General features: G+C 41.8%; 24 protein-coding genes. 13 read left to right on the top strand and 11 right to left on the bottom strand.

Annotation, left to right across the window (positions count from 1 at the left end; genetic code table 11):
- The first annotated feature begins 176 nt into the window (after window positions 1-176).
- Genes MKY77_RS06825 through MKY77_RS06835 form a run of 3 tightly spaced genes read left to right on the top strand, consistent with a single transcriptional unit; the run spans window position 177 to window position 2,463 of the window.
- Window positions 177-998 carry an amino acid ABC transporter substrate-binding protein gene (locus tag MKY77_RS06825; RefSeq protein ID WP_339149495.1) on the top strand — a complete coding sequence of 274 codons (822 nt, stop codon included), beginning with the start codon at window positions 177-179 and terminating at the stop codon, window positions 996-998.
- Entirely contained in the window at window positions 985-1,686 is a 702-nt protein-coding gene (locus MKY77_RS06830; RefSeq protein ID WP_339149496.1) for an amino acid ABC transporter permease, read from the top strand. Before MKY77_RS06825 ends, MKY77_RS06830 begins: the two co-directional genes overlap by 14 nt.
- Window positions 1,687-1,719: 33 nt before the next feature.
- Complete coding sequence (locus MKY77_RS06835; RefSeq protein WP_339149497.1) at window positions 1,720-2,463, top strand: amino acid ABC transporter ATP-binding protein; 744 nt, start codon at window positions 1,720-1,722, stop codon at window positions 2,461-2,463.
- A gap of 791 nt (window positions 2,464-3,254) precedes the next feature.
- On the opposite strand, the gene MKY77_RS06840 is transcribed toward MKY77_RS06835, so the two are convergent.
- Together MKY77_RS06840 and MKY77_RS06845 are read right to left on the bottom strand one after the other, a co-directional pair.
- A complete protein-coding gene (locus tag MKY77_RS06840) occupies window positions 3,255-3,647 on the bottom strand; it encodes a DUF805 domain-containing protein (protein ID WP_339149498.1) in 393 nt (130 codons plus the stop codon).
- 183 nt (window positions 3,648-3,830) lie between these two features.
- The gene (locus MKY77_RS06845; protein WP_339149499.1) at window positions 3,831-4,031 is read right to left on the bottom strand and encodes an alpha/beta-type small acid-soluble spore protein; all 201 of its coding nucleotides are present in this window, start codon (window positions 4,029-4,031) and stop codon (window positions 3,831-3,833) included.
- A 191-nt stretch (window positions 4,032-4,222) separates the two neighbouring features.
- Between MKY77_RS06845 and MKY77_RS06850 the strand changes: the two genes are divergently transcribed.
- Window positions 4,223-4,534: a hypothetical protein gene (locus MKY77_RS06850; protein WP_342515679.1), complete on the top strand. Its 312-nt coding sequence runs from the start codon at window positions 4,223-4,225 to the stop codon at window positions 4,532-4,534.
- 148 nt (window positions 4,535-4,682) lie between these two features.
- On the opposite strand, the gene ugpC is transcribed toward MKY77_RS06850, so the two are convergent.
- The 8 genes from ugpC to MKY77_RS06890 form a co-directional block, all read right to left on the bottom strand.
- Complete coding sequence (ugpC, locus tag MKY77_RS06855) at window positions 4,683-5,786, bottom strand: sn-glycerol-3-phosphate ABC transporter ATP-binding protein UgpC (RefSeq protein WP_339149501.1); 1,104 nt, start codon at window positions 5,784-5,786, stop codon at window positions 4,683-4,685.
- Window positions 5,787-5,899: 113 nt separating this feature from the next.
- A complete protein-coding gene (locus MKY77_RS06860) occupies window positions 5,900-6,811 on the bottom strand; it encodes a helix-turn-helix domain-containing protein (protein WP_339149502.1) in 912 nt (303 codons plus the stop codon).
- Between the two features lie 493 nt (window positions 6,812-7,304).
- Window positions 7,305-7,490 carry a hypothetical protein gene (locus MKY77_RS06865; protein ID WP_339149503.1) on the bottom strand — a complete coding sequence of 62 codons (186 nt, stop codon included), beginning with the start codon at window positions 7,488-7,490 and terminating at the stop codon, window positions 7,305-7,307.
- Window positions 7,491-7,561: 71 nt separating this feature from the next.
- Complete coding sequence (locus tag MKY77_RS06870) at window positions 7,562-7,774, bottom strand: YheE family protein (protein ID WP_339149504.1); 213 nt, start codon at window positions 7,772-7,774, stop codon at window positions 7,562-7,564.
- Window positions 7,775-7,830: 56 nt separating this feature from the next.
- The gene (locus tag MKY77_RS06875) at window positions 7,831-9,024 is read right to left on the bottom strand and encodes a YheC/YheD family protein (RefSeq protein WP_339149505.1); all 1,194 of its coding nucleotides are present in this window, start codon (window positions 9,022-9,024) and stop codon (window positions 7,831-7,833) included.
- Entirely contained in the window at window positions 9,021-10,379 is a 1,359-nt protein-coding gene (locus tag MKY77_RS06880) for a YheC/YheD family protein (protein WP_339149506.1), read from the bottom strand. Before MKY77_RS06880 ends, MKY77_RS06875 begins: the two co-directional genes overlap by 4 nt.
- Window positions 10,380-10,399: 20 nt before the next feature.
- Entirely contained in the window at window positions 10,400-11,458 is a 1,059-nt protein-coding gene (locus MKY77_RS06885) for a YheC/YheD family protein (RefSeq protein WP_339149507.1), read from the bottom strand.
- 1 nt (window position 11,459) lies between these two features.
- Window positions 11,460-12,842, bottom strand: coding sequence for a YheC/YheD family protein (locus MKY77_RS06890; RefSeq protein ID WP_339149508.1), 1,383 nt, complete (start codon window positions 12,840-12,842; stop codon window positions 11,460-11,462).
- 118 nt (window positions 12,843-12,960) lie between these two features.
- Here MKY77_RS06890 and MKY77_RS06895 point away from each other — a divergent pair, with 118 nt between their 5' ends.
- The 7 genes from MKY77_RS06895 to MKY77_RS06925 all read left to right on the top strand — a co-directional run bounded on the left by MKY77_RS06895 (window position 12,961) and on the right by MKY77_RS06925 (window position 20,119).
- The gene (locus MKY77_RS06895) at window positions 12,961-14,094 is read left to right on the top strand and encodes a DUF445 family protein (RefSeq protein WP_339149509.1); all 1,134 of its coding nucleotides are present in this window, start codon (window positions 12,961-12,963) and stop codon (window positions 14,092-14,094) included.
- 251 nt (window positions 14,095-14,345) lie between these two features.
- Window positions 14,346-14,705, top strand: a complete 360-nt coding sequence (locus MKY77_RS06900; protein ID WP_339149510.1) for a YlbF family regulator — start codon at window positions 14,346-14,348, stop codon at window positions 14,703-14,705.
- A gap of 138 nt (window positions 14,706-14,843) precedes the next feature.
- Window positions 14,844-15,704, top strand: coding sequence for a Cof-type HAD-IIB family hydrolase (locus MKY77_RS06905; protein WP_339149511.1), 861 nt, complete (start codon window positions 14,844-14,846; stop codon window positions 15,702-15,704).
- Between the two features lie 293 nt (window positions 15,705-15,997).
- Window positions 15,998-17,482, top strand: a complete 1,485-nt coding sequence (locus MKY77_RS06910; protein WP_339149512.1) for a coproporphyrinogen III oxidase — start codon at window positions 15,998-16,000, stop codon at window positions 17,480-17,482.
- 362 nt (window positions 17,483-17,844) lie between these two features.
- The gene (locus MKY77_RS06915; protein ID WP_339149513.1) at window positions 17,845-18,222 is read left to right on the top strand and encodes a MaoC family dehydratase N-terminal domain-containing protein; all 378 of its coding nucleotides are present in this window, start codon (window positions 17,845-17,847) and stop codon (window positions 18,220-18,222) included.
- 94 nt (window positions 18,223-18,316) lie between these two features.
- Window positions 18,317-19,087, top strand: a complete 771-nt coding sequence (locus tag MKY77_RS06920) for an enoyl-CoA hydratase (protein ID WP_339149514.1) — start codon at window positions 18,317-18,319, stop codon at window positions 19,085-19,087.
- 414 nt (window positions 19,088-19,501) lie between these two features.
- Window positions 19,502-20,119, top strand: coding sequence for a VTT domain-containing protein (locus tag MKY77_RS06925; protein ID WP_339149515.1), 618 nt, complete (start codon window positions 19,502-19,504; stop codon window positions 20,117-20,119).
- 36 nt (window positions 20,120-20,155) lie between these two features.
- Here the strand turns inward: MKY77_RS06925 and MKY77_RS06930 are convergent, their stop codons facing one another.
- Window positions 20,156-20,341 carry a YhzD family protein gene (locus MKY77_RS06930; protein WP_339149516.1) on the bottom strand — a complete coding sequence of 62 codons (186 nt, stop codon included), beginning with the start codon at window positions 20,339-20,341 and terminating at the stop codon, window positions 20,156-20,158.
- 178 nt (window positions 20,342-20,519) lie between these two features.
- On the opposite strand from MKY77_RS06930, the gene MKY77_RS06935 reads away from it, so the two are divergent.
- Both MKY77_RS06935 and MKY77_RS06940 read left to right on the top strand, forming a co-directional pair.
- On the top strand, window positions 20,520-21,422 hold the full coding sequence (locus MKY77_RS06935) for an ABC transporter ATP-binding protein (protein ID WP_339149517.1): 903 nt from the start codon (window positions 20,520-20,522) through the stop codon (window positions 21,420-21,422).
- Window positions 21,415-22,671: an ABC transporter permease gene (locus MKY77_RS06940; RefSeq protein ID WP_339149518.1), complete on the top strand. Its 1,257-nt coding sequence runs from the start codon at window positions 21,415-21,417 to the stop codon at window positions 22,669-22,671. The genes MKY77_RS06935 and MKY77_RS06940 overlap by 8 nt, the downstream gene beginning before the upstream one ends.
- Window positions 22,672-22,798: the final 127 nt, after the last annotated feature.

Raw genomic sequence — 22,798 nt, forward strand, 5'->3', positions numbered from 1 at the left:
AATTGCCGACTTTTTACTAATGAATAGCAACAATCTTTTAGAAAAGAGCCTACTTTAAAAATAATTAGGGAATAGTAAAAAGGAAAACAAAGTCTTTGACAAGTGATTCAACATTTTATACTATACAGTATGTTGCTATTAAATAATTCATATAAGAATACTGGGGGTTAAATAAAATGAAGAAAAAATTACTATCAGCTTTAGCACTTCTTTTCCTATCAGCAGTGGTACTTGCAGCTTGTGGTACATCAAATGACAACGGTTCAACAGGAGATGCTCCTAAAGAAGAAACAGACAATCTTTTAAGCAAAGTAGAAAAGGAAGGCGAGCTTCTAATTGGAACAGAAGGTACATATCCGCCATTTACTTTTCATGATAAGTCAGGGAAACTGACAGGATTTGACGTGGAAATTGCTGAAGCGATTGCAGAGAAAATGGGTGTAGAAGCAAAGTTCATGGAAACGCAATGGGATGCCATGTTTGCAGGCCTTGACTCTAAGCGCTTTGATATGATTGCAAATCAAGTAGGTATTCGTGAGGATCGCCAAGAGAAATATGATTTCTCCGATCACTACATCACCTCTGCTGCCGTACTTGTTACGAAAGAGGATAATGACGAAATTAATGGCTTTGAAGATATCGATGGGAAAAAATCGGCGCAATCCCTGACAAGCAACTATGCAGATATTGCGCGTGAATACAATGCGGAAATTGAAGGAGTCGAAGGATTCAATCAAGCAATTGAATTAATAAACTCAAACCGTGTGGATGTCACGATTAATGATAAATTGTCCGTACTTGATTTCCAAAAGAACCGGCCGAATGCAGCCATTAAAATCGTAGCAGAGTCTGACAACGCAGCGCAAAGTGGTTTTATGTTCCGAAAAGGCAGTGACGAGCTTGTAGAAGCTGTGAATAAAGCACTTGCTGAAATCATTGAAGACGGAACGTACGAAGAAATTGCAGAGAAATGGTTTGGTGAAAATGTACTTAACTAGTATCCTTACTGATCCGGAACGACTTGAAAGATGGATGTCAATCGCACAGAACTCCCTTCTCCCTTTGGTGAAGGGAGCTTTGTCTTATACGATTCCGTTAACATTGCTTTCATTCAGTTTAGGATTGATGATTGCCATTTTAACGGCATTGGCACGCATTTCTCCCATTAAACCGTTACAGATACTTGCTAGCGTTTATGTTTCCATCATTAGAGGTACTCCCTTATTGGTGCAATTGTTCATTATCTTTTACGGGTTACCTTCCATCGGTGTGACCATAGATTCATTTCCGGCAGCGGTCATTGCATTTTCTTTAAATGTAGGAGCGTATGCATCTGAAATCATTCGCGCTGCAATCCTGTCCACACCTAAAGGGCAATGGGAAGCAGCATATTCAATGGGGATGAGCTATCCACAGGCTTTAAGAAGAATTATTCTTCCACAAGCTTCACGTGTTTCTATACCTCCATTGTCCAATTCATTTATCAGTCTTGTAAAAGATACATCGTTGGCGTCGTTAATTTTGGTAACAGAGATGTTCAGGGTAGCCCAACAAATAGCAGCGACCAACTATGAATTCCTTCTTTTATATGCACAGGCAGGTGCGATTTATTGGATTATTTGCTTCTGCTTATCCTTAGTGCAAGGAAGAGTGGAGCGTCGATTAGATAGATATGTCGCAAAATGATTAATTACAGCCATAAATAAAGGAGCTCGAGAGATGATTTCAGTAGAGAGCTTATATAAGCAATTTGGAGATTTGAAAGTACTAAAAGGAATTGACTTGAATGTGGAGCAAGGGAAGGTAGTTGTGGTCATTGGCCCGTCTGGTTCAGGGAAAACAACCCTCCTTCGTTGTCTTAATATATTGGAGACACCGACTTCAGGTAAAGTGGGGATAGACCAGCAAGCCCTGGATTTTTCCAACAGGGTTTCCGCAGGCAAGATTGCCGATTTCAGGCGTTTGACAGGAATGGTCTTCCAGAGCTACAATCTGTTCCCACATATGACGGCTTTGCAAAATGTGATGGAAGGTCCGATTACAGTAAAAAAAGAAGAGAAAGCGAAAGTGGAAGAGCGGGCTCGCAGGCTTCTGGAAAAAGTGGGGCTTGGGGACAAGCTTGATTTCTACCCATTCCAGCTTTCCGGTGGCCAGCAACAGCGTGTTGGAATTGCAAGGGCGCTTGCCATGGAACCGAAAGTGATGCTCTTTGATGAACCGACATCTGCCCTTGATCCGGAACTAGTAGGCGAAGTGCTCAGAGTAATGAAGGAGCTCGCGCAGGAAGGCATGACAATGGTGGTTGTCACCCATGAAATGAAATTTGCGAGAGAAGTTGCGGATGAAGTGATCTTCATGGATGATGGAAAAATAGTAGAGCAGGGGACACCTGCAAATATCTTTGAGAATCCTAAAAATGTGAGAACAAAGCAGTTTCTGCGTTTGATAGAAAGTAATGTATAATTGTACGACCATAAAAGCCCTCTATTCTAGCAGGAGGACACTGAAAAATCCAATAACTTCACTTCTGATGATTTCTAGCTGTTGATTGGAGCAATAGACGAAGACTCCTTGAAAATGCGAGCATTTTATGCGTGCGATGTATCGCTGTCGCAACCTTCCTTGTCCTGCGGAGGGATAGCGACAATCTTGAGACCCCACAGGACGCTAGTCCATGGAGGCTCAAGGTCGCCACGCGGAAAGCGGAGCCGTATACGAAAGTTAACAGAGGTGTTTAACAGATTATTAGAATACTGAACTTTTTCAATGGCCCCTTCTATCAGAAGGGGCTTTTTTGTTGATATTTTCGCATGAAATCAACGTCTATCTTGTGTTTAAGCTTCCATGCTACCTTATTGTGGAAAGTAAAATTTGCATATTGAAACAAAGCCTCTTGATTCCCAGTTGAAATCAACGATAAGAAATGACGCTGGGGGTTGAATGTCCGACATGCTTCCTTTTTAAGATAGCGAGTTATATTCTCCCAAAGCAATTCACCCTAGCATATCGCCACCTTCAGCATTTTAATTGGCTCTTTTCGTAAACTTTGTTGCTTTTTCGTATGTATACATCAACCTTTATTTTCCTTACTGTCGTGCTCTTTTCCCTGCCGTACTTAAGAAACTATTTGCACCTTTTAGAGTATGAGAGCAGTAAAAAGTCCAATTGCCGACTTTTTACAAGTAAATAGCAACAATCTTTGAGAAAAGAGCATTTTAATTATAGTTTATATGATTTAGGTGTTATTACCTAATCTAACGGGCAATGGTTCCTTCCTTATAGACAGGAGGAAGCTTCCTTGGATTTGGTCCATACTTATTATCAGATTCACTTTCCATGCAAGCGAAGACGAAAATGGGAATCCAGCCAATCAGGGGAATAAGTCCAAGTAAATTCCACCAACCGCTTCTTCCGATATCATGCAATCTGCGAACGGTAATGGAGATGGTTGGTAAAAACATGACAACTCCATAAACCAATATGAATATTACACCAGGTGTATCATTATTTGGGAAAATGGTGATGAGTAAAATAGCCACTACCCAGAATATTACGAAATTTCCTAAAGTGAAAATCCAATACTCCTTCCTTCTAGCTCTCCCACTGAAGTTAAAATAATTTCTGAAACCTTCTAAATACCAATGCATGAAAAAACCTCCTCTTCAAATTTATGTAAAATATTAAAATCTATATACCTATACCCCAGGAAGTAGAAAAATAACCCATATAATAAATGCTATAGGTTCTTAACATACTAAGAAAGACACCCCAAAAATTGAGGTGCCTTCAGCCATACATATGAAATTATGTTGTTACTGAAAAACTGTTACTTATCTTCCGCCTAGGGATTGCTCAGCCATTTGAACTAGACGCTTAGTGATTTCTCCACCAACAGATCCGTTAGAGCGAGAAGTTGTGTCTGCACCAAGATTTACACCAAATTCAGTCGCGATTTCATACTTCATTTGGTCGATAGCTGCTTGAGCTCCAGGTGCTACTAATTGATTAGACGAATTGTTTCTGTTTGCCATGATGTGATTCATCTCCTCGTAATATAGTTTTGGCTGGACCAACTGGGATTGCACCAGTGAGTGCAGAGGATTCTGCTGCCTTCTAGGCTCGGTCCATCGGGTGATAAGTTGTTACTTGTATTATAGGAAATTCATAAAATCATTATTCATTTTATTTTAGGTAATTTATGGATAATTTGAATTTGAGGAATATGGGATATTTACTGGTAAGATGCAAAAATTATAAGGAAGCAAAGAAGAATGCAATTGGAGGAACCGTCATGGAGATTTGTCCGCTATGTAATGGGTTTGAAAATTACACTGGTTTGTGCGCCTCTTGTGGGAGTGTGATGATTGATACAGGGAAGGTTACCGATTATCTGGATGATTATAGTGCTTACATGGAAATAAATCTTTTAAAGTTGGTGGATGGAGACTTGAACAGTCTGGAAAATCATGTTTGTGTTCATCTGATCAGTTGTGCAGTTTGCCAAAACGAGCAGATTATTTCTATTCAAGATTAAATAAGGCTCTTTTCTTAGTGCGACAGGGAAAAGAGCACGACAGTAAGTGAGATAACGGATGATTAGAATATACGAAAAAACAACAAGGCTTACGAAAACAACCATAAAAAAAACAGGCCGATTATGGCCTGCTTTTGTAAAGGTAAAATTATTTAGAACGAATGCGAGATTCAGTTTCAAGATCGAAGAAGTGGCATTTGTTCATATCCAACGCAAGTTGAAGTTGCTGTTGAGGCTTCACATCTGTACGGGAGTCAACACGTGCTACGAAATCTTGACCATGAATTTGAGAGTATAACATAGATTCTGCACCAAGAAGCTCAGAAACTTCAATCACGGCTGTGATTGTGCTTCCTACGGATGATTCGATAAATACAGGCTCATCATGGATATCTTCCGGACGAATTCCAAGGATTACTTCTTTTCCAACGTATCCTTGATCGCGAAGAACTTTCATTTTTCCTTCTGGGACAGTAATTTTTTGCTCACCGATATTGAATGAACCGTCTTCAAGTTTACCATTGAAGAAGTTCATTGCTGGAGAACCGATGAATCCACCAACAAATACATTCTCAGGGTTTTCGTAAACTTCTTTTGGAGAACCAAGCTGTTGGATGATTCCATCTTTCATAACAACAAGGCGTGTAGCCATTGTCATCGCTTCTGTTTGGTCATGCGTTACATAGATAGTAGTCGTTTGCAGGCGTTGGTGAAGCTTGGAGATTTCCGCACGCATCGCTACACGAAGCTTTGCATCAAGGTTGGACAAAGGCTCATCCATCAAGAATACTTTTGCATCACGAACGATTGCACGGCCAAGTGCCACACGTTGACGCTGACCACCGGATAATGCCTTTGGTTTACGATCTAAGTATTGCTCTAAGCCAAGGATTGCAGCAGCTTCCTTAACACGACGATCAATTTCTTCTTTAGGGAATTTACGTAATTTCAAGCCGAATGCCATGTTGTCATATACATTCATATGTGGATATAATGCATAGTTTTGGAATACCATCGCAATGTCGCGATCTTTTGGTGCAACATCATTCATTCTTTTTCCATCAATCTCGAAATCACCTTTGGATATTTCCTCAAGTCCTGCAATCATACGAAGTGTAGTTGATTTACCGCAACCAGATGGACCTACGAATACGATAAACTCTTTATCTTTAATGTGTAAGTTGAAATCTTTAACAGCAGTTACGTCGCCTTCATATACCTTATAAATGTGATCTAATTTTAATTCAGCCATGTCTATTTCCCCCTAATGAAATCGTTTTCTTAATCTGTTTACAGTGTACCGAAAACGATTACATTCCGTAAATGTACAAGTTGCACAAAAAAAAGGCACGTCTTTGTGCAACGTTACCTTTTGTGCTCATTTTCCATGATAATGATAGCCAAATAGGCTGCCAATGCGCCTTGAAAATTTTTGATATCGATACCAGTTCGTTCAATGAATTTATCAATTCGGTATTGAAGGCTGTTCCGGTGCATGAATAGCTTTTTTGCGGTGAGCGAGACATTCATATTATTTTCGATATAGACCTTCACGCTTTGTAATAGTTCCTTCTCATCTTCCAAGATCGTTCCAAACATGCTTTTGATGGGAGGGAGATGTCCAATTTCTAACTGTTCTGTCACGATATAGGGGAGGGCGTGCTCGAACGTATGGATGCTTCTCTGCTTTCTTCCTTTCATGGAAAGAGCAAAGCACCGTTCTTCCCATTGAAACAGAGCTGCCAGGTCTTCTTGAGAACTGGTATAGGCACCGATATACAACTTAACATTTGTATAAAAATCGGTGGCAGTCGTATCTACCATATCAGAAAAGGATACAAACTCATCCCCTTTAGTTTCTGGTATTAAGTCAATAATGACTCCGCTTGTAAGGCTGTCCCATACAATTTCTATTTCACTGTCAAAAAACGCAAGCATTGCTTCTTTCCATTCTTCCTTATTTAATAGGGGTTCGGAAAAATGAAAATGGATAAACCGGAGAGATCTTTGTGCGTTGAAGAGGTCTTTTTCAGGTTGTTGTTGGAGAAACAATAGTTCATGCCACCACTTTTCCGTACCTGTCATGGAAAGTTGGCTTTCTTCGACTCTTTTGAGAAACGTTTCGAGAAAAAGAATATCCCTTGGACTCAGCGCTTCATTTTCAATTCCGTAGTAGTCATTGTCAGGGGTAAGAAACCAGGCGTAGCGTGAAAAACTGTGGGGGGATGATGTTTGAATAAGTGCGTTCTTATAAATTCTCTCTAAATTGTTGTACATGTCTTATCCCTCTTCTTTAAAAGCTTAATGATTGCTTATGTCCCATTATATCGAAGTGTGCAGGACAAACAAAGACAAAGCTCTTCCAAGGAAGAGCTCGACTGTTGAGAAACCCAATTAATTTTTAGAATTGCTCTTCTTCATTTCAGACGCTTCGCTATCCGCGGGCGGTCCTGGAGCCTCCTCGGGCTACGTCCTGCGGTGTCTTCCATGTCCTTTCCTCCCGAGGGAGGATACGCGCCTTCCACTACAATCAACAATGTTCCTTCATTCACCTAAAGGACGATGTAAAGCTCATCTAACCAAATTAACGCATTACCGTTTAGTTCTCGTAATTTCTAGCTGTGTATTGGAGCAAATGGCGTAGACTCCAGCGGGGGAGTAGCGGCAATGTTGAGACGCCGCAGGCTTGCCGAGGAGGCTCAACATTGCCTTCTGGATAAGCGCAGCTATTTGCAAAAAGAAACAGCGGTGATTAACAAAACAACAAAAACTATTTTCTTTCAATAGGTGGTTCTTCTTTTTTCAGATCGCGGGCCTCTTCGATGTTGGTGTAGCGGTCGCGTTCAAAGACAGTTCCGCCAGCCATCCCCTCATTGATATACCTATCGACATCTATGAAATATTCGTCACGGCCTTCGTATTGTGGTTCTTTGGACGTTTTTTCCTTTTCAGACATAAAGAATCCCTCCTTGTTGTTAGTGTATCTTAAGGAGGGGAAATGATTCTTTCAACTAAATACTTTTGAAGTCAATCATAGACATGGAACAGCATCAATTCATGAATTTGTGCTTCGACAGCCTGTTTTTCCTCTTCGGAAAGAGCTTGCGATTCTGGCCATTCAATTGAACCGTTTTTGTGATAGACGGCTTTTACGGCGTGACCTTTAAAGAAGAAAGAAAGGTGCCAGCCAGGTAGTTGGTTGTTTTGATATAAAGGTTTAAGTTGGAAGTGAGAAATCAAGCAAATTTCCTCCCCTTGATGTGTCGGTTATTTATAGCTTATAACCATATTCTACATTATGAAGTGGATTCCTGCTTGGAATAATCCGTTCTCTCATAAAACACTCTGGTAATATTTTCAGCAGCCTGCTGCTTGATCGGGGGCTCATCAAAATCCATCGGTTTGGCATTCAGTTCAAAAATATAAAGCTTTCCTTCACGTGTCACCCCAACATCTGCAGAAAATTCTCCAATTTCGTCATAAAAAGCATTTAGCTGTTTTCCACAATGATTTATCAGAAGATTCATGGTCTCATGGTCTGTTGTAACTGGAAGTTCATCTGTTGAGACGATGGCACCACCTGCAGGGACATGGGTGGTTACTTGCTGTTTTTTTGCCAACCTAACTCCGACACCGGTGATGGTAAAACGGTTATGATTTGCGTGGGCTAAAATCCGATAATCAAACTTTTTCCCTTTCATTGGCAAAGTGGAGATAGCTTCTTGAATGATATAGGAATCCAGGGCTTCCTCCTTTTGAAGGAAGCGAGCAAGTTTGCCCAAGGTTGGAAACAGGACGGTTGAGGGGGAAGTTGTCCTCATCAAATAAGTATTACCATTCCGGATAATAAGATAGATTCCTTTTCCTTTCTTGCTTTTCCGCTTCTTAATATAAACCGCCGGGTAGGTTGAAAGGTACTCGCCTAATGTATCCTCAGAAAGGAGTGCGGTTTTCGGAAGATGCTGGATTAATTTTTCATTATCCTGCAACTGCAGGTGTAGCTCCCATTTGTCAAAGAAATGGGGATTGAACACAGGGATGTGATAAAGAGATGCAAGCTTCTCCGTTTGATCAAGAAATCGTCTTTCATCCTCATAGCTGGATAAGCGATTATAGATAATGTCTGGCAGAGGGGTTCGCATCTTTATCCAATGGTCATGTTGAGGCAGATAACAAAATCCATCGCCTCCATTTTCCGTAAGGCTCTTTGGGGTGACTACAACAGAAAGGCCTCCATGTTGCTGAAGGCTCTTCTGTATACGTTTGAATAATCCGACGTTCCCAACAAAGCCTTCTTGTTTCGGAGTGGCCAATATGGCGACAAGAGGGCCTGCTTTAGAATCTTTAAGGAGAAAAGGGAGGTTAATATGTTTAGATGAATGCTCTTTTTTATATGGAACAGAATAGTACTTTCCAAACGTCACCTTTTCTTCTTCGTCAAAATTCTGATACCAAGTCTGGGAGTCTAGTTCATAATATAGTTCTTTCATGAAAAAACACCCTCCGGATTTTTTATTGAGGTTTCCGTCAAATAAACCGCATATTCGATGGAAAGCTTACGTGTCAGAATATCTTCACTTCGCAATTTCGGATGAAAAAATATGGAGCGGCCAGGTTTGGAATTGGCTTCAAACATCCAAAGCCTTTGTTCCTTATCAAGTCCAAAATCAAACCCTATTTCTCCGATGAAGCCAGGCATATGGGTATCAATGGCTTCACTTATTAGAAGGGAGGCATGAGTAAGTTTACTGATGACTGTTTTGAGCTCTACCTCATCGGTAAAAATTTCTGGTATGGTCTTGATGATTCCGCCGCTGTTAGCATGGGTGGTAATGCTGCCTTTTCCGCTCAGCTTAGCGGCCATTGCGCTCACTACCCATTGACCATGGTCATCCTTATTCGTGTGGACGCGGAAATCAACAAAAGAATCATCCACTTTCAGCAAAGGAATACCTTGTTGAATGAGATAAGCTGACAGGTCGCGATTTTTAAGTATATGGGACAACAACCCTTCAAGCGAGGAGGAACGTTGCAGTTTATTGACAAAGTCTTCTGTTCTATAACGGGCGTAATAAACTTCCTCTTCACGATTGTAGATGATTTTATAAACGCCAAGGCCTAAACTTCCATTGGTGGGTTTCAAATAGATGAACGGGTATTTGGATAATAGTTTCTCCATCTTATCGATTGTCACTTCATTATGGGTTTCTGGCAGATAGTCCACGATATTTTCTTCAATCATCAATTTTTGATGAATATCCCATTTGTTGAAGAAGCCCGGATTGAACCATGGTATGGCATAATCCTTTTGCATCTTTTCCCGTGTTTGGGCTAGCAACCTATGTCTTTCTGTACGTCTGTTCGGAAGCCGGTCATAAACGACGTGCGGAAAGGGAAGCGTCTTTTTACACCATCCGTGTTCGGTAAACATAAAACCTTCCATGGTCCCATCTTCCCAATTGATATGGTTGGCGCCGAAAAGGAACATGTATGCACCGACTTTTCTCTCGGTGGAAAGCAGTTTTGAAAAAAATAAGGAACGCTCGCCGATCGGACGAATAATGGAACTGGTAAACCCTGCTGTAAAAATACCGATCAATGGTCCAAGGTGCAAGGTCCCCCCGTGTACGAACACATGAATATTTCCTTCATATGGGACTAAAAGTTTTTCAAACAAAGGTCTGGAGACAATAAGAGAATGTCCACTATGAAGGCTGGCATTACAAGAAAACTGGTGGGTACCAAAGGCGATTGATTCTATTGCCATACTACTGATCTGGGACGGAACCAGGATCCGGTTGTCCTTTAATTCATCCCTGCATTTGACAGGTAAGAGTGCTTTCATTTTCATCAACTCCCATTAGGTCACCTTTTGATAGACGACAAGTACATACAGTACCTGCTCGGGGCTTCATAGATTTCTGTCTTAACAGTAGGGGAAGCCATTGTTACTATCTTATGACCTGGCTTGGAATTAATATCTAAAATCCATAAATTATAGTCGGGATCCACACCTATATCTATGCCAAGTTCAAATAGTGACTTTATGTTCTTTTCAATGGCAGGTGGCAAACCTTCAACAATAGCTTGCAATTGCTCTTCCATCTTCTTTCTTTTTAAAGGGGAGACTCCATGAAGAAGTACTGAAAAAGGGAGCATCTCGCCACCGCCTGCCAAGTTAGAGGTGATATAGTTTTTAGGACCTGTCCTGATGGCGCGAACTCTTTCTGTCCATTTCCCCTCCTCGTCTTTTTGAAGAAGGAGCCTCAAATCAAAGGGTGCATTCTTTTTATTTTGCAAAGGAAGAAAAGGTTGAAAAAGATAGTCAACATGCTGCATTCGAATATGTAGCCATTTTTTCAAATGGGCTTCAGACCGGAATACATGGAGTTGTTCTCCTGGCTGCACCACTTCCTTTACGACGTATTGCCCACTAACCTTCTCCACCTTTATCAAGCCCCTTCCTTGCGATCCATTTATCGGTTTGATCAACCAGTTGTCGTGGTGGGTAAAATGGGACAAAAAATAAGCCACACTTGTCAACTTTCTTGTGGTTGGGAAAAAAGCCTCTAATTCTGGAAGGGAAGATAGTGACTGATACACTTCCCATTTATTTGGCAGGCCATAGCCCAGAAAGTGTACATCCTCCCTCATTTTCAGTGTTTCTGTATGGATCTTGAAGAGACGTGTCTTTTTATTTCCATAGTAACAACGATCGTAGATAAAAGAAGGAATGGGAAATGACGTGCTCTCCCATTCCTCTTTAGATGGAGAGTATAACAGTCCATTCACAATAGAAGGATTTCCTGTTAATTGAGCAGGTGAAAGGATGCAAGTCCTGACGCCATTTTTTATCGCATGTTCCGCAATTCTCGTAAGGTAGGGGGTAGGTTGTGAAAACGAGAGGACACCAAGGGTTATCATGTTATCTCTCCTTTAAATGTTCATGAATAAGGTTTAGGCAATAGAGAATGACAGCTTTTGCAGAAGGTCGAATTGTCCTTGTGCTTTGGGGTTGATCCAAGTTTTTGGACGGTTTTGTATTTACTTCAATAATCCAAGGGTGACCGGTTTTATCTATCGCGAGGTCAATGCCCAATTCCCCGAAGATGCCTTCAGAAACAGCCCCTATTTCCATCGCGACTTCCAAGGCCAGTTCTTTCAGGTGCTTACGGATCTGGGGCATTTCCTTTGCATCAAATTGTGCGCTCAGTACATGGTTGACAGATAGCATCTCCCCTCCCTGGGCAAGATTTGAAACGAATGAACCGCTTTTGGATGCCCTGGCGGTGGTGGAGGTGACCTGCCAACGATTATTTTCGGTACGATGGCACAGATAACGGAAATCCACCGGTCTTTCATCAAGATGTACCAGATTCAAGCCTTGCTGCAGGATGTATTGCCTTTTCTTGATATGGGGGGAAAGTCGCTTGTACAAATCATGGAAACTGCTGTATGTTTGAGATGCTTGTTGTTGAAGGGAAGAGTAATCCAATTTATAGCCTTCTGAAGTTTTACAAACTTTGAAGATTTGCTTTCCCTGGTTGCCATTGATCGGTTTTAAAAACACCACAGAATACGTTTCCAGCCATGTTTCAAGACGCTTAGCAGAAAAGAGTGCCGTATCAGGCAGGTATGGAAGCAAATGTTCCACTTCGGCAAGCTGCTCATGGACGGTCCATTTATTGAGAAAATGAGCATTGAAATAAGGGATGCTCCATTCTTGTAATTGGTCGGTAAATTCCCGGAACATTTCACTCTTCTCATTCGTACGTTTATGGAGTCGGTTATGAACGACCTGAGGAAATGGGAGCAGTGCTTTGTTCCACATGTTATTTTCCAGATAGAACCCTTCCATGCTTTTTTTGGATAGTTCTTTATGAAAGGTAAATACATAAAAGATGACTCCGATATCTTCTGAATAGTTTGCAAGCTCCATACAATAGTCTTCAATGGATTTAAGGTCGATCTGCTCATCTTCTTTTACGGATATTTCTGTAAGAAGGGCGATGACAGGGCCGATATGAAGCTTGTTAGACTCAGCATCATAGGTGATAAGATACGTCCTTTCTTCTTCAAACAGAAGCAACGACTCCTGGATGGTTCTGTCCATTCTTACCAGGTTTCCTTCTATATTGATGTTTACGATATTGCATGTAATTGTATTCCGACTGCATTGGACGGTACATATGGATATATCTTCCGGAAGCTTTAATCTTTTTGCCAAAGCTCCACTTATTTGTATAATTGGTACAGGTGATTTTTTTTCAATTTCAATAGGAATTACCCTGACTGCTTGAAAGTTCATGTTTTTCCCTCATTTTTCGTCTAAGGTTAGGCAACAGTTGGAGAGACTTGGGGAATATCCCCACAATGTATAGTATTGAAACAAAGATAAATCGGTGATTGGAAAGAGGTTCTGATAGATGGATATATTATTAGTCATTGTGTTGATGGTGGGAATTGGTGCGTTAATAGGTGGCGTTACTAACTCCCTCGCAATTCGGATGCTATTCCGGCCATATAGTCCCATTTTTCTGTTCGGCAAGAGAGTACCATTTACTCCCGGATTGATTCCCAAAAGAAGATCAGAGCTTGCTGATCAACTTGGAAAGCTTGTCATGGAGCATCTCCTGACAGCTGAAAGCATGAAAAGAAGATTGGTGAACAGTTCGTTTCAGGAAAAGTCAGAAGAATGGATAAAGGAAGAGATCGACCGTTATCTTGAAAAAGGGATAAGCGTGCAGGAAGTATTGGCGAAATTCGGCATAGACAACGCCGAAACACTTTTCCAGGAGAATCTACACAAAATTGTTGAGAGCAAATACGAAGAGGTCATGGAAGGGTTACGCACTAAACCCATTCAGCAAGTAGTGCCGGCAAATCTGATGCATTCGGTGGAACGTAATATTCCGGCAGTGTCAGAATTTATCCTGACGAAGGCTATCCATCATTTTGATAGTGTGGAAGGAAAGCGGCAGTTAACCAAGATGATCAATGACTTTATCGCGACCCGTGGAAAATTGGGAAGTGTCGTGCAGATGTTCATGGGCAACTATCCCCTTGTAGATAAGGTACAACCCGAGATCATCAAGTTCCTTAAGCATGATGGAACGAAAGATGTCCTAATAAGTGTTCTGTATAGGGAATGGAACAAACTGAAGCAGATGGAAGTTCAGGATCTGGAAAAGAAAATATCCAGGGAAGCAATCCTTTCCTCCCTCCATACAGTGGTCGAGCGCACGGTGGATGTACCAAAATGGATGAACAAAACGGTGAAGGAAGCGATCAAACCAATTTATCCATGGATGATGGAGAAATTAGTTCCAGCCGCTTTTTCCACAGGCAGCGAACTCTTGCTTGAGAAACTGGAAGAACTGCTCGTAAGATTGAAACTTGAGGAAGTGGTGAGAGATCAGGTGGAGTCCTTTTCCCTGCAGGAAGTCGAGGAAATGGTCCTCTCCGTATCCCGCCGAGAATTAAAATTAATAACGTACCTTGGTGCTCTATTGGGCGGACTGATAGGTTTCCTACAAGGATTGCTCGTGCTTTTCCTTTAGGAGTAAGTAATCCCCCTGTAGATTGAAGTGCAAGGTGAGAGACTCCAGCGGGGGGAATAACGGTTGGTTGAGACCCCCAAGTGTTGTGAGGAGGCCTCAAGCACCATCCCGCGGAAAGCGAACACCTGGAATGGAAATCTACAGGCGGTTGTTTGAAATAACCCTTTTGGTTTGTATGGCAATGGCAGGTTTGTTATACTGGTCACTAGCACGCCTGGAAGATGGGCAAAAAAGGAAGGAATGACATACAAATGGCAAACAATGTTTATGATGTAGCGTACAACCTTGAAACAGCAGTAAAAGAAAGTGATGAATTCAAAAATTTACAATCTTTATATAGAGAGGTTTTTGCAGACGAGACGACTAAAAGAATGTTCGAAAACTTCCGCAACATTCAATTAGAGCTTCAACAAAAACAAATGAGCGGCCAAGAAATTACTCAAGAGGAAGTAGAGCAAGCTCAAAAGACAGTTGCAGTTGTGCAACAGAACGAAGCGATTGCGAAGCTTATGGAAGCAGAGCAACAAATGAGCATGATGGTAAGCGAACTAAACAAGATCATCATGAAGCCTCTTGAAGAATTATATAGCAATGTAGATTCTGCTAACTAATTGAATAGTAAAACGGTAGGAAAGCGCACTTTAAATAGTGCGTTTTTTTCTTGACCTCATACCCAAATGTTCTATTTCCCCCAATTTCCTCATACTCATATCAATAAGTACAAACATCTTAGATAAGGAGGTCTCTCCATGATATACCGCCTGCTCGCCATCAATATTGATGGAACGCTATTGAAATCGAATGGAAGATTGGCAAAGGAAACGAAAGAAGCGATAGAGTATGTGAAAAACAAGGGAGTCTACGTTACACTTGTGACCGGCCGTAGTTTTGCTTTTGCAAAGAAAGTGGCCAAATCATTGAAGCTTGATACATTTTTGGTGACACACGGTGGGGCATTTATTGCCACCAAGCTGGAGCAGCCTCTTCATGTGAAGCGTCTTTCGGAGGATAAAACCTTCAACCTGGTGCAGGTGCTCGAAAATTATGATTGTACGGTCCGGATTCTGCACGAACGTTATTCAATTGGGAACAGACTTCGTGGAGCCAATAACTTAATGGCAAGAGCGGTGCTTGGTTCAAGTGACCCCTTGATCTATCCGATGCAGTTCGTCGAGTCCTTGGGTGATACGCTAATCGATAACCCGATTGCACCTCCGAAGATAGAAGTCTATTTTTCTGAACCAGAGGAGAGGGAAAGAGTATTGACTACCTTGAAATCTGCGTTTGAAGGAATAGAGATCCTTGTGCATGCTGACGGGAAGGTGGATATCCTGCCTGATGGTGGCACAAAAATGGATGGTTTACTCACCCTTGGCGAAGTGCTGAAAATCCCGCCACAGGAAATGGTTGTCATCGGGGATACAATGGAGGACCTGCCAATCATTGAGGTGGCTGGACTTGGGGTTGCAATGGGCAATGCCCCGAGAGAAGTAAAACAGGCTGCCGATTGGATCACCAGGACCAATGATGAAAACGGTGTAGCATATATGATCAAAGAACATTTCCGCAAACAGCAACGCATTGCGTTCTTAAATAAAATGAAAATATAGAATGATAATGGCAGACTCTGAAAATGGGGTTTGCCTTTATTTTTTTGATTGTAAGGGTTACTACGGTAGTGAAGAAGGATTTCTATGAAACCCAGAATCAGGATGGTAGAGAAAACGGGACTCATAGAGGGCGTATGGAACCCAAGATCCGAATACATCCATACCATATAACAGAAAACAGGAAGCATGGTTCTTTTCCAGTGGTATTATCTTGATATGCGGGCACTACATCCGTTACACTAGTGGAAGTGAAAATCTTGCTAGAAACAAAGCAAGTGTGAAAGGTGATTAACTTGAAGATTGCTATTAAAGGATTACATGATGATAGATATCAGCGTCCGTTGTCATTGATTGCGGATTTATTTTTTGAGGAAACAGAAGTGGTGCTTGGGGAAGATACTTCCTCTGAGCTGGAAGTTTCCTTCACTGTCGAAGAAAACGGAGGTTCCGTTTTTGCAGTACATGGTGTATTAGGGGGGGTATCCTGTTCCCACGAAAAAGATCTTGTCGATTCTGATGAGAAAGAGAGCTTTCGCCGTAAAAAACAAGCAGTGTCCTATGTTTATTTGACCCTATTACAAGAGCATACGGGTATCATTCAGAAATGGGGGATCTTAACAGGAATCCGTCCAACGAAACTCCTCCACTCTAAGCTTCAGAAGGGGGAACCTCAAGAAAAAGTCCACCAACAGCTGCGAGAAGACTATTTAATTACAGATGAAAAGATAGAGTTGATGCAGCAGATTGTGGATCGGCAGCTTGATGTAGTACCGGATTTACATGATTTAGGGCAAGAGGTCAGCATTTACATCGGGATACCATTCTGTCCGACAAAATGTGCGTATTGCACATTCCCTGCCTATGCAATCAATGGAAAGCAGGGGAAAGTGGACTCCTTCCTTGGGGGGCTACATCATGAGATTGATGCTATCGGTGCCTGGTTGAAAGAAAAAGGCATTAAGATCACCACTGTTTATTACGGCGGGGGTACCCCTACAAGTATCACGGCAGAAGAGATGGATATGCTTTATGAGCAGATGTATGCTTCGTTCCCAGACATGGAAAAGGTCCGTGAAGTGACAGTGGAAGCAGGACGTCCGGATACCATTACGCCGGAGAAGCTGGAAGTGTTGAAAAAATGGAATATTGATCGGATCAGTATCAATCCGCAGTCTTATACACAAGAAACATTGAAAGCGATTGGTCGCCATCATACCGTGGAGGAAACCATTGATAAATTCCACCTTGCACGTGAAATGGGAATGAATAATATCAATATGGATTTGATCATTGGCCTGCCTGGTGAAGGGGTGGGAGAATTTGCCCACACACTGGAAGAGACGGAAAAGCTGATGCCCGAATCGTTGACGGTCCATACATTATCCTTCAAACGAGCTTCTGAAATGACACAGAATAAAAATCGCTACAAGGTGGCAGACCGTTATGAAATCGGGAAGATGATGGATATGGCGACTGAGTGGACCACTAATCACAACTATGTACCATATTATCTATATCGCCAGAAAAATATCTTGGGCAATTTGGAGAATGTAGGATATGCATTGCCAGGCCAGGATAGCATCTATAACATCATGATCATGGAAGAGAAACAAACGATCATCGGACTGGGGTGTGGGGCATCAAGTAAGTTTGTTCACCCTGAAACAGGGAGGATAACTCGCTTTGCCAATCCGAAAGACCCTAAATCCTACAATGATGGCTTTGAACATTATACTGATGAAAAAATTCGGATATTGGAAGAGTTGTTCTCAAAATAATAATATTAGTACAGATAGGTGGGGCGAGTCCCCACTTTTTTTGGCTCTGTTAAAGCATACTGTTGATTTTTGCTGCAGTAACCTAGCTGTTGATTGGAGCAATAGGCGAAGACTCCTCGGAAATGCTACCGCATTTTCTTCTTGCGAATGTATTGCTGCCGAAGCCTTCCTTGTCATGAGGGAGTTAGCGTTTTAGGGGAGACCCCGCAGGCAAGCCGAGGATGCTCCCCAAACGCCCCTAGGAAAGCGAAGCCTAGTGCGGATATCAACAAAGCCATTTTTTTAACTAAATGAGTGAATAATCATTCATTTTTAAGCGTTTTCATATTATACTAGTTATATATCAAAGAGGAGGTAATGGGATGAAGGTTGAAACAGGAGAAGTACTGACTTATTCCAGGACATTCACTGTGGAGGAAACCCTTCAATTTGGAGAGGTTTCAGGAGATCAAGGCAAGCATCATGTGGAAAAGGATGAGCATGGCCGTTTAATGGTACATGGCCTATTGACTGCAAGTATTGGTACCAAAATAGGGGGAGACCTAAACTACATCGCAAGAGAAATGAACATGGAATTCCTCCGTCCCGTCTTTACTGGAGACACCATCACCTGTGAAGCCACCCTCACCAATGTCCAACAACAAGAAGGCTACAAACAAGTCAGCGTAACATCCATCTACACCAACCAAAAAGGCAAACAAGTCCTCCTAGGCAACAGTAAAGGTATAATTCGAGATTAAGAGCTAAACTCCTGTGAGGGTCTGACCCCTCACAGAACTTTAATATTTCTGAAAATTCAAACTAAAACTAGATAATATGAAAGGTTGTGTTGGTATGGGTACGGTTAATGTGTTGAATCAGGGACCGGTTGTGGTGTTGGAGTTGAATAGGCCGGGGTCGTTGAATGCGATGAATGTAGAGATGCTTGAGGAACTGGAACGTGTACTGGAAGAGGTTTCAAACAATGATGCAAAAGTGTTGGTGGTGAAGGGCAGCGGAAATGCGTTCAGTGCCGGTGGGGATATCAAAATGATGCTTCAGGAAAATGTAGGGGGAGACTTCGACCAGGTGATGGATACGATCGGTTCCATCGTCACCAAGCTTTATACCATGCCTAAAATCACCATCAGTGCTCTTCATGGTGCCGCTGCAGGGCTGGGGTTAAGCTTTGCTCTTGCAAGTGATTTTGTTGTTGCCCACAACTCCACTAAGCTTGCCATGAATTTTATCAAAATCGGATTAATTCCTGACGGTGGCGGTCACTTCTTCATGGAAAAGCGCCTTGGGGAGGCGAAGGCCAAACAAATGATTTGGGAAGGAAAGACAATCTCCGCTGAAGAAGCCCTACATTTAGGCATCGTGGACACTTTGGCAGGAGATCAAATGGAGGAGGTAATCTCCAAAAGAGTTGCTGCAATTCTCCATGCACCATTACAAGCAATGTTAGAAACAAAAACAATTTTCACCAAACAATCCCTGCCACGTCTACAGCAAATTCTGGAGTTAGAAAAGAATGCCCAGCGTAGGATGAGGCAATCACAAGACCATAAAGAAGGGATAAGGGCTTTCGTTGAAAAAAGAAAGCCTCAATTCTCAGGAAAGTGACCTTTGATAGCTGCACCCAATTTAGGGAGCAGCTTTTATTTTCGCACCATCCAAGTGATTCTTAGGAAACCCCTAAGCCTTCAGTCGTATATTCACATACTGCTCCGGTACATTATGAAGTAATAGAGAATCCTCTATACTTAACACACAAGACAAAACGGAGTGGTTCTTATGGTAATAACCGAAACAAGCAAGGTCCCAATAAAAGTGTTGACACATATACTGTTAGCTAGCATATCCATCCTAATTCTAGTGAATTTTTTGCCAACATTGCTACCCATCTATAAGATTATTTTTTTAACAATAATCACTTTCCTAATACTTATTGATACTGGCCTCATTTTTAGCAAAAACCTATATTACTTCAAACTAACAAAATCATTCTATTACGTCCTAACAGGATTAACCTTCCTCATGTTGGTTATCTATTACATTACAAAAATCATGGTGATAACGGAGGAGCAGGGTCTTGAGAGTATATTGACAGACTATGGCTCCATGGCCCAGCTTATCTTTTTTCTTGTGTGCCTGGCACAACCAATCATTTTACCGATTCCCGAGGCCGTGACCATTCCTGCCGGCAGTGTAGCCTTTGGGGCACTTAACGCTACCTTTCTAAGTTTTTCAGGCACTCTACTCGGAATCATTATCATGTTCTTTATAGCAAGATATGGTGGGATGGGTATTGCTTCTAAACTAGTAAAGGATCATCATCTAAAAAGGTATCAACATTATGTGGGGAAAAACGAGACTGTCATTTTGGGTCTCTTATTCATTATTCCGATTCTACCAGACGAAATTATCTGTGTAGGGGCCGGAATCGGTGCGGTTTCTTTCAAGAGGTTTCTCCTGATTGCATCCATGACCAAGCTGTTCACATCCTTTGTGTTGGCATATTCGGTATCGTTGGCAAAAGTGCTGTCATTGTCCACCACCGAGCTGGTATTATATTGCTCGTTGGTTATGGGATTGCTTTTCTTTACTACGATCGCTATCAGAAAACGATGGAACAAAAAAAGCTTGGAGACATAATAGTGCAGGTCTCCAAGCTGTTGTGCATATTTATCATTACCTATGAAAAAGAACCAGTTTTCCGCTTGCGTTTGTGCAGCGGTGCGTAGTGTCCAAAAGGTTAAGCTCTTCCAATCTTTTTTCCCCTAGTACCTTTGCCTCTTTTTCTGAAGCAGCCTCGAAGCTTTCATCCAGAAGTGTCTCCCCGCTTTTGCTAAAGGCCGTTAACATATATTTTCCCATCTAAGTCCCCTCCATGTCTTCTGACTGAATAGCAATTCATTATTATCTTTATTCTACTAGAAGACTTTCAAATTGTAAAAGTGATAGTTACGATCCATGGAAAAAAGATTCGACTTTTATGAAACTATTCACCTACTATAAACGTATAGGTAACAGATAGCATAGGAGGGATTACGACATGGCATTAAAGATAGAAGGTGTGACCAAGAGATTCGGCAAGCATGTGGCCGTCAATAATTTAACCTTGGAAATACCTGAGAGCGAGATGTTTGGTTTTCTAGGTGCGAATGGTGCCGGTAAGACAACCACATTCAGGATGGTTCTTGGGTTGCTGGAGCCGACGGAAGGCAATGTATCTTGGGCTGGCAAACCGATTACATATAGAGAGAGTCACCTGGTCGGATACTTACCTGAAGAAAGGGGGCTTTATCCGAAGCTGACCGTAAAGGACCAGATGATTTATTTGGGCCGATTGCGTGGAATGGAAAAAGCGGATATCCTCAAACAGCTCGACTATTGGTTGGAGCGATTCAAGGTGCCGGAATATTTGAACAAAAAAGTGGAAGAACTTTCAAAAGGGAATCAGCAGAAAATACAGTTTATCGCTTCAACTATCCATAATCCAAAGCTTTTGATATTGGATGAGCCTTTCAGCGGTTTAGATCCATTGAATGTAGAGTTGTTGAAAGAAGCGGTAGTGGACCTTAAGAAACAAGGAACGTCCATCGTGTTTTCCAGCCACCGGATGGAGCATGTGGAGGAGCTGTGTGAGCATCTGTGCATCATGCATCATGGTCAACCGGTGGTACATGGATCTTTGAGAGACATCAAGCGTTCATTTGGCAAGAAAAATGTCATCATTCATGCAGACTTTGATTTGGGTTTCCTTGCAAATGTGCCCGGTGTGACAAAAACAAAGCAGACAACAGAAGGAATGATCCTTCAGGTCGACGAGGAAGATGTTTCACAGACACTGCTTCAAGAGATTACGGGTAAAGGCTATATCAGGAAATTCATTTTGGAAGAGCCGTCCTTGAATGATATTTTCATAGAAAAGGTGGGTGCTTCTTATCATGAATAAGTTTTGGATCATTTTAATGCACACCTACATGAGCAAACTGAAATCTAAGTCATTTATCATTTCCACATTGATAACTACCGTATTGATTATCGGCGTTACAAATATCCAATCTATTATTGATATTTTTGACAAAGAGGAGGAAAAAACGGTTGCTGTCTACGATGAGGAAAACACCATCGCCCCACTATTGAAACAGCAGCTTTCCACGACTCCAAACAGCAACCTGAAATTGAATATGGTAAGCAATGAAGAGGACGCGGAGACGAAGGTTACAGACGGTGAGTACGATGGGCTTCTTGTCCTCTCTACCGATCTAGATGGATTGCCTTCAGGGGTGTACAAAGCTGCCTCCATTACCGATTCACAAACGATGGTGCAAGTGGAAACTATGCTTCAACAAGTGAAAAATGAGCTGGCCACAAGCCAACTTGGTTTATCACAAGAACAAATTGCTCAATTATATACACCCATCTCCTTTGATGTAGTGGCACTGGAGGAATCAGCAAAGTCTGCCGAGGAGCTTAATCAGGCTCGTGGTTTGGTGTATGTTCTGCTATTTGTGATTTATTTTTCTGTCATTCTGTATGCTAGCATGATAGCAACGGAAGTGGCTGTAGAGAAATCTTCCCGTGTCATGGAAATACTTATTTCATCAGCATCCCCGATTATGCATATGTTCGGAAAAATATTAGGAATTGCCTTGCTGAGCTTAACGCAGCTTGCGTTCTGGATCATCATCGGGTACTCCTCCCTGAGCCGCAATCTGGATGGAATGACGGAAGCAGGTGGAGTGTTCGAATTCTTTGGCGTCGGTGATCTGCCTGTAGCAACTTTTGTTTATGCGGTTGTATTCTTCTTGTTAGGATATTTCCTGTATGCAACTTTTGCCGCTTTCCTTGGCTCGCTTGTCAGCAGAATTGAAGAGATTCAACAAATGATCATGCCGATGACATTATTGATCGTGGCAGGTTTCATGATATCCATGTTCGGTCTCGGAAATCCTGACAATTCCTTTATCCAGGTAACTTCATTCATTCCTTTCTTTGCACCAATGATCATGTTCCTTCGAGTAGGGATGTTAAATGTTCCTCTTTGGGAGATCAGTCTATCCATTGGTCTTTTGATGGCGACGATTGTTCTATTGGCCATTTTTGGGGCTAAAGTATATCGCGGGGGCGTACTGATGTATGGGAAATCATCCTCGTTAAAAGATATCAAAAAGGCTTTGCAACTAACAAAAAATAGATAGGTAGGAAAAAAGCATGTGGGACTGAGATGTAGAATCCCATATGCTTTTTTCTTCTTTTATAAAACTAATCGAACCGAACGTGCATTCGTATTTCGTCCGTGGTAAAATAAGAGAAAGACTAAAAATA

The organism is Sutcliffiella sp. FSL R7-0096 (assembly GCF_038595065.1).
Classification (GTDB): domain Bacteria; phylum Bacillota; class Bacilli; order Bacillales; family Bacillaceae_I; genus Sutcliffiella_A.

Excerpts from the sequence above, each read along its gene's own strand:
- MKY77_RS06825 (WP_339149495.1), top strand. The coding sequence starts at position 177 with ATGAAGAAAAAATTACTATCAGCTTTAGCACTTCTTTTCCTATCAGCA.
- MKY77_RS06830 (WP_339149496.1), top strand. The coding sequence starts at position 985 with ATGTACTTAACTAGTATCCTTACTGATCCGGAACGACTTGAAAGATGG.
- MKY77_RS06835 (WP_339149497.1), top strand. The coding sequence starts at position 1,720 with ATGATTTCAGTAGAGAGCTTATATAAGCAATTTGGAGATTTGAAAGTA.
- MKY77_RS06840 (WP_339149498.1), bottom strand. The coding sequence starts at position 3,647 with ATGCATTGGTATTTAGAAGGTTTCAGAAATTATTTTAACTTCAGTGGG.
- MKY77_RS06845 (WP_339149499.1), bottom strand. The coding sequence starts at position 4,031 with ATGGCAAACAGAAACAATTCGTCTAATCAATTAGTAGCACCTGGAGCT.
- MKY77_RS06850 (WP_342515679.1), top strand. The coding sequence starts at position 4,223 with ATGGGATATTTACTGGTAAGATGCAAAAATTATAAGGAAGCAAAGAAG.
- ugpC (WP_339149501.1), bottom strand. The coding sequence starts at position 5,786 with ATGGCTGAATTAAAATTAGATCACATTTATAAGGTATATGAAGGCGAC.
- MKY77_RS06860 (WP_339149502.1), bottom strand. The coding sequence starts at position 6,811 with ATGTACAACAATTTAGAGAGAATTTATAAGAACGCACTTATTCAAACA.
- MKY77_RS06865 (WP_339149503.1), bottom strand. The coding sequence starts at position 7,490 with ATGTCTGAAAAGGAAAAAACGTCCAAAGAACCACAATACGAAGGCCGT.
- MKY77_RS06875 (WP_339149505.1), bottom strand. The coding sequence starts at position 9,024 with ATGAAAGAACTATATTATGAACTAGACTCCCAGACTTGGTATCAGAAT.
- MKY77_RS06880 (WP_339149506.1), bottom strand. The coding sequence starts at position 10,379 with ATGAAAGCACTCTTACCTGTCAAATGCAGGGATGAATTAAAGGACAAC.
- MKY77_RS06885 (WP_339149507.1), bottom strand. The coding sequence starts at position 11,458 with ATGATAACCCTTGGTGTCCTCTCGTTTTCACAACCTACCCCCTACCTT.
- MKY77_RS06890 (WP_339149508.1), bottom strand. The coding sequence starts at position 12,842 with ATGAACTTTCAAGCAGTCAGGGTAATTCCTATTGAAATTGAAAAAAAA.
- MKY77_RS06895 (WP_339149509.1), top strand. The coding sequence starts at position 12,961 with ATGGATATATTATTAGTCATTGTGTTGATGGTGGGAATTGGTGCGTTA.
- MKY77_RS06900 (WP_339149510.1), top strand. The coding sequence starts at position 14,346 with ATGGCAAACAATGTTTATGATGTAGCGTACAACCTTGAAACAGCAGTA.
- MKY77_RS06905 (WP_339149511.1), top strand. The coding sequence starts at position 14,844 with ATGATATACCGCCTGCTCGCCATCAATATTGATGGAACGCTATTGAAA.
- MKY77_RS06915 (WP_339149513.1), top strand. The coding sequence starts at position 17,845 with ATGAAGGTTGAAACAGGAGAAGTACTGACTTATTCCAGGACATTCACT.
- MKY77_RS06920 (WP_339149514.1), top strand. The coding sequence starts at position 18,317 with ATGGGTACGGTTAATGTGTTGAATCAGGGACCGGTTGTGGTGTTGGAG.
- MKY77_RS06925 (WP_339149515.1), top strand. The coding sequence starts at position 19,502 with ATGTTGGTTATCTATTACATTACAAAAATCATGGTGATAACGGAGGAG.
- MKY77_RS06930 (WP_339149516.1), bottom strand. The coding sequence starts at position 20,341 with ATGGGAAAATATATGTTAACGGCCTTTAGCAAAAGCGGGGAGACACTT.
- MKY77_RS06935 (WP_339149517.1), top strand. The coding sequence starts at position 20,520 with ATGGCATTAAAGATAGAAGGTGTGACCAAGAGATTCGGCAAGCATGTG.
- MKY77_RS06940 (WP_339149518.1), top strand. The coding sequence starts at position 21,415 with ATGAATAAGTTTTGGATCATTTTAATGCACACCTACATGAGCAAACTG.